Source organism: Niveispirillum irakense DSM 11586, from assembly GCF_000429645.1.
Lineage (GTDB): Bacteria > Pseudomonadota > Alphaproteobacteria > Azospirillales > Azospirillaceae > Niveispirillum > Niveispirillum irakense.
Genome location: NZ_KE386933.1, coordinates 719,917 through 731,361 on the forward strand (window position 1 = coordinate 719,917; position 11,445 = coordinate 731,361).

Here is an 11,445-nt window from a genome sequence, read left to right on the forward strand (position 1 = left end):
AGATTGCGCCGAACGGTCTATCCCCTCGGCGGGTGAAACGCTGCCCTTACAGCCCGTTGACGCCACTGCGTTCCCGCTTGCAGGACAAGCACTTGCGCATCCTGGCGATTAAGATGCCCGTGCGCGTTCCAAGCCTGGGGCCACTTTGCATCTGCAAAGGATTAAGCGGGGCTGGAGGCGTTCGCGTCTGCGAAGGTGCGACTCGGGCGTTTGAACTCGAAAGGGTTACCGCACGATATGTTGTGTGACATTTCAGAAAACCCCGCAATCACTGGTGACGCGGCGGATTTTCTGCGTTACCGTTCTGCGTGTGGCCCACATCCATTGGGGGACGGTTGGTGGCAAGGTCGATCCAGGAATCCGACCCGACATTCTGCGGTGCAGCAGGCATCGTATGGCGCCCCACCCCCTGTGCACCGCCGCACGCATGGCCGGCACCGGCCTTAGAGAAACCGGGTTTCATCAACCGCACGCCTCAGCATGAGGGTGCGGTTTTTTGTTGCCCGTGGCCGGTGGCGTCCGTCGCGTTCCATTCGCCTCATCATCACCTTGAAGGGAGAGCCTGATGGCCAAGCGTTCCTCGCCCAAAGCCGCGTCTGCCGGAAATGATGCAAAGGTCCATCCCCTGTTCCCGACACGCGGGGGCTGGGACCCATTGGGGGAGGAGCGGCGGGATCAGAGCTATGTCCGCACCGTCAAACCGATGAGCGCCGGTCAGGCGCTGCTGATGCAGGCGATTGAGGATCATAATCTGGCGCTCGCCCTGGGCCCGGCGGGTACCGGCAAGACCTATCTGGCCATATCTTCCGCCGTGACGGCCCTGGAGAAGGGCGAGGTGGATCGCATCATCCTGTCCCGTCCGGCGATTGAGGCGGGGGAAAGCCTGGGCTATCTGCCCGGTGACCTGAATGAGAAGATGGCCCCGTTCCTGCGGCCGCTATATGACGCATTGTCTGACCGGCTGGGGGCCAAACGGCTGAAGGCGATGATGGCCGACGGCTCAATCGAAATTGCGCCCGTCGGCTATATGCGGGGCCGCACCCTGAACAATGCCTTCATCGTGATTGATGAGGCGCAGAACTGCACCTATGCCCAGATCAAGATGCTGCTGACCCGCCTGGGCTGGCATTCCACCATGGTGTTGACCGGCGACCCGGATCAGTCCGACCTGCTGGAAGGCATGTCCGGTCTGGCGGATATCGCCCGTCGGCTGGAACCGGTGGAGGGAATCGCCGTGGTGCGGCTGGCGGAAACCGACATTGTCCGTCACCCGCTGGTCGCCAGCATGCTGACGGTCTTGTGACACAAAAGGGTGATGGCGGGATAGATACCCGCCATCACCACTTACGCAGCCTGCCAGGACTGGTTGCTGTGGCCGGCGATAAACCCGTCAATATCAGACAGCACCTGATTGCGGATGGGGTCCGCCTCCATCAGCAATTCATGCCGGGCGCCGGGATAGGTCTTGAAGGTGCAATGGGGCAGGCGTGCGGCTACCTGACGATGCCTGTCGGGCCGAACGATGCGGTCGGCCAGCGCTGACATCAGCAGGATCGGTACAGATACCTGTTCCAGCCGACCGGGGGCCAGCAGATGCGCCATGGACCGGAAAGCCGCGTCCAGCCAGCCCCAGGTGGCGCCACCCAGGGCCAGATCCGGGGTGTCAGCGTAGCAGCGATGGCCGGCCAGAAACCGAACCGGGTCGGAGGTCAGCGGGTTGCCGGCAAAGACGGGATCGGGGGCCGTCCAGTCCAACTGGCCGGGCGCATAATCCGTTCCCCGGCCCCGCTGGGCCATGGTTGATGCCAGCCAGCGGGCCGCCGCCTGCGGTATGGCCCCGGTATGGATTCCCAGCATCGGGGCGCTCAGCATCACGGCCTTAAACGGGTGCTGCCGTTCGGCGACATGGCGCAGCAGCAGATGCCCGCCCATGGAATGGGCCAGCGCGAAGGCCGGTTCTGTTCCCTTTTCCGCCAGCAGCAAGGGCAGGGCGGCATCCAGATCGTCCAGATATGTCTCGAACCGGTCGATATGGCCTTTATGCGGGTTGGGCAGGGGGCGGGAGGAGCCGCCCTGGCCGCGCCAGTCCATGGCGCTGACCCGCAGGCCACGCGCGGCCATGTCCCCGGCAATCTCCGTATATTTTTCCACACATTCGCTGCGCCCGGTCAGCAAGAGCAGGTTGCCGGCGACGGAAGGAGAGGGGGAGGAGGGTTCCCAGAAGGACAGGCGCAGAAAGGCCCCGCCCGGCCGGTCCAGCCGTTGATGGCGCCATGTGCCGCCCGTCCGCGTCATATTCTCCCTCCTGTATTGGCCGGTTTGACCATCGGGTCCAGCCGGCCCTATGCTGCTTAATACCATCCGCGCCGACTGGCGTGGCGGCGGCCCATGCCGCCGAAGCCTTTAATTCCGAAGGATCGGGATAAAGACCGCTGGTATGATGCGCAGGCGCTGAGCATAGGCGAACAGCGCCCTTGCCGCCAGATGGGGAGCCTTGGGAATGCCGATGGATGATGTGGCGATACAGCGCCGGACCGGGCTGGACCCGGCTGATCTGACTGGTTTTTATCTGGAAGACCTGTATGTCGGGATGAAGGGTATCTATGCCCGCACCATCACCGAGACGGACATTGTGATGTTCGCCGGCATTTCCGGTGATACCAACCCGATGCACCTGAACGAGGAATATGCAAGGCAGACCCCGTTCGGCGGCCGCATCGCCCATGGCATGCTTTCAGCCTGCTTCATCACCACGGTGCTGGGCACACGGTTGCCGGGGCCAGGTTGTATCTACATGTCACAGTCGCTGCGGTTCCGCGCCCCGGTGCGTATCGGGGAAACGGTGACCACCACGGTGACGGTCACCGAACTGGTGCCGGAAAAGCGCCGGGCGCTTCTGTCCACCATCTGTACGGTTGCCGATCATGTCGTGATCGAAGGGGAGGCGATGGTGATGGTGCCCAGCCGGGCGGGTTAGTATCCGTGCCGGTTTCAGTAGATAAAGACGTCGCCGGGGCTTGACGGCCCCGGTGCGCCTGTCACAGTCGCGACGCCGATTGTGATGGTGCGCCGATGAACCTGTTCTTCCGTCTGTTTCGTGTTCTGGTCATGGCGCTGCTGTCGCGCCAGCCCTTGGCACCGCTGGGCCAATCCGTCCTGTCCTTCCGGGTGTGGTTGAACGACCTGGATACCAATATCCATATGAATAATGGCCGCTACTTTACGGTAGCCGACCTGGGGCGTGTGGATCTGATGATCCGCAGCGGCATGCTGAAACTGTTGCTGGCCCGCAAATGGATGCCGGTGCTGGGCGGGGCTACCATCCGCTTCCGCCGGGAACTGAAGCCCTTCCAGCCTTATTATCTGAAAACCCGCGTTTTGTGCTGGGAAGGGCGCTGGATTTTTCTGGAGCAGGTGTTTGAGACGATGGACGGCCATCTGGCGGCGATCATCGTTGTGAAAGCAGTGTTTCTGGAACGGGGACGTTCCATCGACAGCAGCGAATTGATGCGGGGCATGGGGCTTGATCTTGTCTCCCCGCCCATGCCAGCCGATATCCGGGCATGGCAGGAGGCTGAGCAGGCGATTACGGATCGCGCCAAAGAAGCGTGAAGGTCAGGATCAGGATAAAGAAGCTGGGTAAGGGCGGTCGGGCACTATCACCCTCGCGCCGTGTAACGCTCAATGCGGGCGCGGGCTGCCATGCCGGCGCAGCAAGGACAGCATCTTTTCCGGCACGGGTTCTTCCAGCACGGGGTCATAAAGTTGGTGCAGGGCATCCGCGTTGCGACGATAGCGGTTCAGCAACTCGCGGGCGGCGGGATCGGCGGCCAACGCCGCCTCCACCTCGCGGCGGGCGGACGGGGAAAGCGCACCATCCATATAGGCGTTGATGTCATTCATGGTCAGTTGCTTCATCAACTTTGTCCAAACCCAAATGCACTTGCCATCCCTGCGACCCGCATGGGTGGGTTGGGTTAAAACCCAACCACAGCATCAACATGCCGCAACGCGCCTTGTTCCCGCCCTGGCAGGAGGGATAAGCGCGCATGGGGTAGCCCCTTAGGCAGCACTCTATCGCAATCCGCCCCAGGATCGCCATGGTCCCGTAACACGAATATGAAACGCATAGAACCGCATGGTGCTGGGACTGTCCTATTGCGTCATACGGCTGTGAAATTATTATTAACCCTTTAGAGTCAGTCTGGGTGGCGCGACGGCTTGCTGGTGCCGCCTCCACCTTTGCCTTTATTGAGAGAACCACATCAATGGATGTCCGGGTCAAGACGCGCGAGATCGGCCGCAAGGCGCTGGATGTGGAAGCGCTGAAGCGCTCCTTCCTGGAATGGCTGGTCTATTCGGTGGGCAAGGATGCCCGCGCCGCCACCCGCCGTGACTGGTTCAACAGCGCGGCCCTGTCCGTGCGGGATCGGGTGACGGATCGCTGGATGGATACGACGCGCGCCGTCTACGCCGCCGATGCCAAGCGGATCTATTATTTCTCCATGGAATTTCTGATCGGTCGGCTGCTGCTGAACAACCTGTCCAATCTGGGACTGGTGGACGAAGCGCGTGAGGCGCTGGACCGGCTGGGCCTGCGGCTGGAAGAAGTGCTGGAGATGGAGCCGGATCCCGCACTGGGCAATGGCGGCCTGGGTCGTCTGGCCGCGTGCTTCCTGGACAGCATGGCGACCTGCAATCTGCCCGGCTATGGCTATGGCATCCGCTATGAATATGGCCTGTTCGAACAGGAGTTCGACCATGGCTGGCAGGTGGAGACGCCCGATAACTGGCTGCGCTTTGGCAATCCGTGGGAATTTGCCCGGCCGGAAGTGCTGTATCCTGTCCAATTCTACGGGAGGGTGGAACGGGTGCGCGATGCCGCGGGGGTGGAGCGGGCGCATTGGGTGGAAGGCGACATGGTGCATGCCATGGCCTTTGATACGCCGGTCGTCGGCTATGGCGGGGAGACCATCAATACGCTGCGGCTCTGGTCGGCCCGGTCAGCGCATGATTTCAATTTTGGCCATTTCAACGATGGCGATTATCTGAAGGCGGTGGAAAGCAAGGTTCTGTCGGAAAACCTGTCGCGCGTGCTGTACCCCAATGACGCGACAGAAGTGGGACGGGAACTGCGCTTCAAGCAGGAATATTTCTTCACCAGCGCCAGCCTGCAGGACATCCTGCGCCGCTATATGCAGCATCACCGGGATTTCGAGGCGCTGCCGGAAAAGGCCGCCGTTCAGCTCAACGATACCCATCCCGCCATCGGCATCGCGGAATTGATGCGCCTGCTGATCGACCAACACGGGCTGGACTGGGACAAGGCCTGGGATCTGACCCGCCGCACCTTCAGCTATACCAACCATACCCTGTTGCCGGAAGCTTTGGAGACCTGGCCGGTGCGGCTGGTGGAGCGGGTGCTGCCCCGCCACATGCAGATCATCTATGAGATCAATGCGCGTTTCCTTAATCAGGTGAAAACCCGTGTCGATCTGGGCACCATCCAGCGTTTGTCCCTGATTGACGAGCATGGCGACCGGCGCGTGCGCATGGGCAATCTGGCCTTCCTGGGCAGCCATAAGGTCAATGGCGTGTCAGCGCTGCATACCGACCTGATGCGCAAGACGGTGTTTGCCGACCTGCATCGGGAATTTCCTGACCGGATCACCAACAAGACTAACGGCATTACGCCGCGCCGCTGGCTGTTGCAGGCCAACCCGGGTCTGGCCGCCTTGATCACCAGCCGCATCGGCAAGGGCTGGGTCACCGATCTGGAGCGCCTGTCCACCCTGGCCGAGAAGGCGCACGATCCGGCCTTCGTGGAAGAGTTCCGCCGCGTCAAACACCAGAACAAGAAGCGGCTGGCGGCGTACATCGCCCGCCATCTGCATGTTGATATCAATGTCGACAGCCTGTTCGACGTGCAGGTCAAACGCATTCATGAATATAAGCGCCAGTTGCTGAACCTGTTGCAGACGGTGGCGCTCTATAACGATATCCGCGACAACCCGACCCGCGATTTCACTCCCGTCACCAAGATTCTGGCTGGCAAGGCGGCGCCGGCCTATACCCAGGCCAAGCTGATCATCAAGCTGGCCAATGATATCGGCCACCATATCAACCAGGACCCGCTGGTGCGCGACAAGCTGCGCCTGATCATGCTGCCCAATTACAATGTCACCCAGGCGGAATTGATCATGCCGGCAGCCGACCTGTCGGAACAGATCTCCACCGCCGGGATGGAGGCATCGGGCACCGGCAATATGAAGCTGGGCCTGAATGGCGCGCTGACCATTGGCACCCTGGATGGGGCCAATGTGGAGATGCGCGACCATGTGGGCGCGGACAATATCTTCATCTTCGGGATGAATGCGGCGGAGGTGCAGGAGCTGCGCGAGGGGGGCGCCTTCGACCCCCGTCAGGTGGTGGCGACCAATCCGCGCCTGAAGCGGGCGCTGGACATGATCGGTTCCGGCACCTTTTCTCCCGATGATCCCGGCCGCTTCCGCCCCATCGTGGACAGTCTGCTGAACGGTGACCATTTCCTGGTTACGGCTGATTTCGAGGATTACTGCAATACCCATGCAACCGCCGCCGATCTCTATCGGGATCGGGCGGAATGGACGGCGAAATCTATCCTGAACACGGCTGGCCTCGGCTGGTTCTCCTCCGACCGGACCATCCGCGATTATGCCGATGAAATCTGGGACGTGTCGCCGGTGATGGTGGTGCCCGGCGGGGATGATTGAGGACCTGTGATAGGGTGGGCAAGACGGCTTTGGCGCCCTGCGCCAAGCGCTGCCCAGCCCTGCTGCCGATTTCGCTGGTGCGGCAAGCCGGTTAGCCCTATCTATCACCCATCACCGAGTGGCTGAGGGGCCCCCGGCGGACTTTTGTGCCGTCACATTGAACGCCCCGAGATTTAAGTCGGGTCGTTCCAAGGAGCCCATCCAGGATGGATGGTGCAGCCCTTCGCTCTCCGAACAAGTCGAGCCGCTCATGCGCAATCGCCGGACCGGAAATTCGGTTCCGTGTCGGCACCCTTGCGCTTCGTCCAGGCCCCGGCGCGCAACTGCGCCGGCAGGCGGAGCGTCGGTTCGTTTGTTTGAGAAGGCACTGCTTTGACCATTACGTTCGCTGAACTCGCCCTTCCGTCCACCCTGCTGCAGGCCGTGGAAGAACTCGGTTACGTTAATCCCACCCCCATTCAGGCCCAGGCCATTCCGGCAGCGCTGGAAGGCAAGGACGTTGTTGCCTCGGCCAATACCGGCACCGGCAAGACGGCGGCTTTCGTGTTGCCGGCCCTGGCCCGCATCGCCGCCACCCCGCGTGACGCCGGCTCCTGGGGCCCCCGCGTCCTGGTGCTGACGCCGACCCGTGAGCTGGCCACCCAGGTGCTGGATCAGGTCCGCATCCTGTCCAAGTTTGGTCGCATCCAGACCGGTTCGGTGCTGGGCGGCATGCCCTATCGCGCCCAGATCGAAATGCTGCGCCGCCGCGCCGACCTGATCGTCGCCACGCCGGGCCGCCTGATCGACCATCTGGAAAATGGCAAGGTCGACCTGACCTGCGTTGAAATGCTGGTGCTGGACGAAGCCGACCGCATGCTGGACATGGGCTTCCGCGATGCGGTGGAACAGATTGCCGGCGCCTGCCCGGAAGGCCGCCAGACCATGCTGTTCACCGCCACGCTGGACCGCACGGCGGAAAAGCTGGCCAACAGCCTGACCAAGGATGCGGTCCGCGTGGATGTGGCCGGCAAGGCCGTGACCAACGTTTCCATCACCCAGCATTGGCTGCGCGCTGACGGGCTGGACCATAAGCACAAGCTGCTGGCCCGCCTGCTGGAAGATGAAGCGTTCGGCAAGGGCATCGTGTTCATGGCCACCAAGGCCGATTGCGATGTGATGGCCGACCAGCTGTCCGACAAGGGCCACCGCGCCATGCCGCTGCATGGCGACATGCAGCAGCGGGAGCGTAACCGCGTGGTGCAGTGGATGCGCGATGGCCGCATCAATGTTCTGGTTGCGACTGACGTGGCCGCCCGCGGCATTGATATTTCCGACATCAGCCACGTGATCAATTTCGACCTGCCGCGCGTGGCGGAAGATTATGTCCACCGCATCGGTCGTACCGGTCGCGCTGGTGCCACCGGCATTTCCTACAGCCTGTTCACCCGCCAGGACCGCAATCTGGTCCGCGCCATTGAACAATATACCGGTCAGCCGCATGTGCAGACCACCCTGCCGGGCCTGGAGCCGATGCCGGAGCAGGAGCGCAAGTTCCGCCCCGCCGGTGCCGGTGGCAAGCCGTTTGGCAAGGGCGGCTATGGCGGTGGCAAGTCCTTTGGTGGCAACCGCGGCGGCTATGGCCAGGGCGGTGGCTATCGCGGCGGCCCGCGCCGTGAGGGTGAGCAGGGCGGCCAGGGTGGCTGGAACGGCGAGCGCCGTGAACGCCGCGAGGACCGTTTCGCTGGTGGCGAACGTGCCGAGCGTCCCCAGGGCGACCGTCCGCACGGTGAGCGCCCGTACGGTGACCGTCCGCAAGGCGAACGCCCCTATCAGGGTGGCGGCGAGCGGCGCGGCTGGACCCCCGATGCTGCCCCGGTGGGCGGTGAGTTCGGGGGCGAGCGTCCGGCCCGTGGCCCGCACCCGCACAAGACCAACCCCTACAAGCCCCATGCTGGCAAGGGCCGTCCGCACGGCCATGGCGGCGAAGGCCGCGCCGACTTCCGTGACAATGGTGGTAACGGCGGTGGCGAAGGCCGCCGGGAGTTCCGCGGCGAACGCCGTGGCGAGGCCCGCGCCGAGGGTGGTGCTGCCCCGACGCGCCGTCCGTTCCGTCAGGGGTGATTTTTAGGCAGATATTGCCGTGTGAGTGAGAAAAGCCCCGGACGGTTGTCCGGGGCTTTTTCTATGGGCGGTGGCGTGTCACGGGCCAATGATTTCCAAGCCCTTCTTCCGTTTCAGCACACCAACATCCTTGACCGCTGTGTTGCGGAGGGCGAGGGGGCGGGTGCCTGTCAAGTCAAGCTATTCCCTGATCCACAACAATATTGACGTGTGTTACTGTCCTATCGGTAACGTTGATGGGGTGCGGCGTGGCAGAGTTGGAGCGATTGCATGGGGGGCGTAAGGATGCACCCGCTCTGATATTCATCCATGGTTTGGGTGGCCACCCCAAAGATAGCTGGCGGTATGATGAATGTCAGCCGGATGATTTCTGGCTGCATTGGGTGGGGCGCGATACAGGGTGCGATGTCTGGACACTGGCGTATGACGCAGCATTGTCGGCATGGACGGAACAGGCAATGCCGTTGCCCGACCAGGGCTCCCACATCATGGATAGGCTGTCCACTATCCATGAGCTGCAGAATAAGAGCTTAATTCTTGTTGGCCATAGTATGGGTGGCCTCGTCATCAAGACGATGCTAACCTACGGATTACATGAGGATCCTCGCTTTAAGGGACTGGCAAGGCGCATACAGGGGATTGTATTTATTGCCACCCCCCATGGTGGGGCGCAGTTAGCCAGCCTGTTTGAAGCAATCAAAATTGTATCAAGAGCTAATCCACAAGTCGGTGATTTATCGAAGCATGATCATCATTTGGATAGTCTTAACAGACGATTTTTGAATAGCGTCAGTGAACTTGGGATAAAAGTCCGTATTTTTGCGGAAAAGCGTGGTGTAACGTCAAAGCGTCGCTGGTTTCGCTGGTTTCGTGGTCCGTCGGTTCTGGTGGTGGATCGCCACAGTGCTAATCCTGGTGTCCCGGATTGCCTGCCGATCAATCTGCCTGAAGATCATTTCAGTATTTGTAAGCCGAAAGACAGAAATGCACAGATACATGCCTCCGTCTGTGCGTTTGTGAAGACAATCGCAGCGGCACCGGTGGAGCGGCCCCATGTGCCGCCTACGGATAATGTTGAATTACAACGGTATCCCGGTCAATTGAGCGGTCCAGGCGATAACCTGCTGCAACCACGCGACGGCCGGTTTTATGGCCGCGACGATGAGGTGAAACAGGTTCTGGCATTCCTGCGGGGGACAGAATCAGCGAGTATGGTCAGCACGCTTGTCGGTGGGGTTGGTGGGGCTGGCAAGACAGAGGTTTGCAAGGCCGCACTGAAAAGCTGGTTGGCCGAGCGTTCGGATGCCAGGGCCTTTTATGTGGAGGTTCCCGACGGGGCGGGGCTGGGTGTGTTTATCGCACAGATTGGCGGGGCCATTGGCAAACCCGATTGCGCCACGCCGCAAGAGCTTCTGGCCATCATACCACCGGGTCTGTGGTATTTGGACAATCTGGAAGGGATTGCCGATGACAAGGCGGCGCGTGGCCTGTTGGGGGCCATGCGTAATAAGGATGGGGTGCGGTTGCTGGCATCCTCCCGCACCATGCTGAACAATATTTTCGGGACGCCGATTAAAATTAATCAGTTGCCAGAGGGCAGCGCCCTGCGCCTTTTCCGGGAATTGTGGGGGGGAGAGGGTGGCCAGCTTCCCGATGATCAGGCGTTGGCCCGTTTCGTGATCGGCAAACTGGGGGCACATGCCCTGAGCATTACGTTGATGGCCCGTTTGGGAAATAGCCGATCTTATGCGGCCCTTGTCCGCGATTGGGAGGCGCTGGGCACCGATATTGTTGATGATGGTTTGGACGCCGATGATCGGCAGGGGAGCCTGAATGTCAGCCTTCGCCTGACCGCAAACGCCCTGGCCAGCATCCCGGGTGCCCTGCATCTCTGGACCCTGGTGGCTCTGTTTGATGATGGTGTGTCGGAATCTGACCTGGAAAAATTGGAAACGCGCGGGGAGTGGACCCGTGCTGCGCGGCAGCGTTTAGCGGATCATAATGTGTTGTTCCAACGTGATGGGCGTTGGCATGTCCTGCCGCCGCTGGCCCGGTACGCGCTGCGTGCGGCGCAGAAAGATCAGGATGGTTTTTCCTGGCCCCTGGCGCGCAAGCCAGCCCAGGATCTGTTCATTGAAATGGCAGAACAGGCAAGTGCGATAAAATCGAATTCTGCAAACCTGCATGCAAGAGGTTTTATCATTTCGCATTTTTCAACTGTAGCAAACCTGATTACGCATGAAATTAATTCGCAAACAAGGGACAATAATTGGATACTGCAGATAAACCGGCGCCTAACCAATTTATACCAATTCCGTATTGCCCTGAGCTACCCCCTTCTCTGCAAGTTAGTTGATGCCGGGCTTGGCGAGGCGAATATGTTTCAGAGCCTTGGTGATCTGGAACGTCTGCTTGGGCAGGTTGATGCGGCGCGCCGACGCTATGACGCCGCCCTGGTGCTTTGTCGGCAGGAGCAGGACAGGCTTGGCGAGGCGAATACGCTGCGGTGCCTTGGTGATCTGGAATTTCGGCTTGGGCAGGTTGATGCGGCGCGCCAACGCTATGACGCCGCCCTGGTGCTTTTTCGGCA

The 11,445-nt window shown here is 61.2% G+C and carries 8 protein-coding genes; 6 read left to right on the forward strand and 2 right to left on the reverse strand.

Annotation, left to right across the window (positions count from 1 at the left end):
• The first annotated feature begins 565 nt into the window (after positions 1–565).
• A complete protein-coding gene (locus G473_RS0117430) occupies positions 566–1,303 on the forward strand; it encodes a PhoH family protein (protein ID WP_029014166.1) in 738 nt (245 codons plus the stop codon).
• Between the two features lie 41 nt (positions 1,304–1,344).
• On the opposite strand, the gene G473_RS27515 is transcribed toward G473_RS0117430, so the two are convergent.
• Positions 1,345–2,295, reverse strand: coding sequence for an alpha/beta fold hydrolase (locus G473_RS27515; protein ID WP_051330385.1), 951 nt, complete (start codon positions 2,293–2,295; stop codon positions 1,345–1,347).
• Positions 2,296–2,506: 211 nt separating this feature from the next.
• On the opposite strand from G473_RS27515, the gene G473_RS0117440 reads away from it, so the two are divergent.
• Positions 2,507–2,977 (forward strand): MaoC family dehydratase, encoded by a 471-nt coding sequence (locus G473_RS0117440; RefSeq protein ID WP_051330469.1) that lies wholly within the window; start codon positions 2,507–2,509, stop codon positions 2,975–2,977.
• A 95-nt stretch (positions 2,978–3,072) separates the two neighbouring features.
• Positions 3,073–3,612, forward strand: coding sequence for a thioesterase family protein (locus G473_RS0117445; protein WP_029014168.1), 540 nt, complete (start codon positions 3,073–3,075; stop codon positions 3,610–3,612).
• Between the two features lie 69 nt (positions 3,613–3,681).
• Here the strand turns inward: G473_RS0117445 and G473_RS0117450 are convergent, their stop codons facing one another.
• Positions 3,682–3,918, reverse strand: coding sequence for an anti-sigma factor family protein (locus G473_RS0117450; RefSeq protein ID WP_029014169.1), 237 nt, complete (start codon positions 3,916–3,918; stop codon positions 3,682–3,684).
• Between the two features lie 350 nt (positions 3,919–4,268).
• On the opposite strand from G473_RS0117450, the gene G473_RS0117455 reads away from it, so the two are divergent.
• The 3 genes from G473_RS0117455 to G473_RS29990 form a co-directional block, all read left to right on the forward strand.
• Complete coding sequence (locus tag G473_RS0117455) at positions 4,269–6,752, forward strand: glycogen/starch/alpha-glucan phosphorylase (RefSeq protein WP_029014170.1); 2,484 nt, start codon at positions 4,269–4,271, stop codon at positions 6,750–6,752.
• 372 nt (positions 6,753–7,124) lie between these two features.
• Positions 7,125–8,855, forward strand: a complete 1,731-nt coding sequence (locus G473_RS27520; protein ID WP_051330386.1) for a DEAD/DEAH box helicase — start codon at positions 7,125–7,127, stop codon at positions 8,853–8,855.
• Positions 8,856–9,103: 248 nt separating this feature from the next.
• The coding region (locus tag G473_RS29990; protein WP_035707624.1) for an alpha/beta fold hydrolase at positions 9,104–11,445 on the forward strand (2,342 nt) is incomplete at its 3' end.

Bases quoted from the DNA above. Each gene is read 5' to 3' on its own strand.
- G473_RS0117430 (WP_029014166.1), top strand. From the start codon at position 566: ATGGCCAAGCGTTCCTCGCCCAAAGCCGCGTCTGCCGGAAATGATGCA.
- G473_RS27515 (WP_051330385.1), bottom strand. From the start codon at position 2,295: ATGACGCGGACGGGCGGCACATGGCGCCATCAACGGCTGGACCGGCCG.
- G473_RS0117440 (WP_051330469.1), top strand. From the start codon at position 2,507: ATGGATGATGTGGCGATACAGCGCCGGACCGGGCTGGACCCGGCTGAT.
- G473_RS0117445 (WP_029014168.1), top strand. From the start codon at position 3,073: ATGAACCTGTTCTTCCGTCTGTTTCGTGTTCTGGTCATGGCGCTGCTG.
- G473_RS0117450 (WP_029014169.1), bottom strand. From the start codon at position 3,918: ATGAAGCAACTGACCATGAATGACATCAACGCCTATATGGATGGTGCG.
- G473_RS0117455 (WP_029014170.1), top strand. From the start codon at position 4,269: ATGGATGTCCGGGTCAAGACGCGCGAGATCGGCCGCAAGGCGCTGGAT.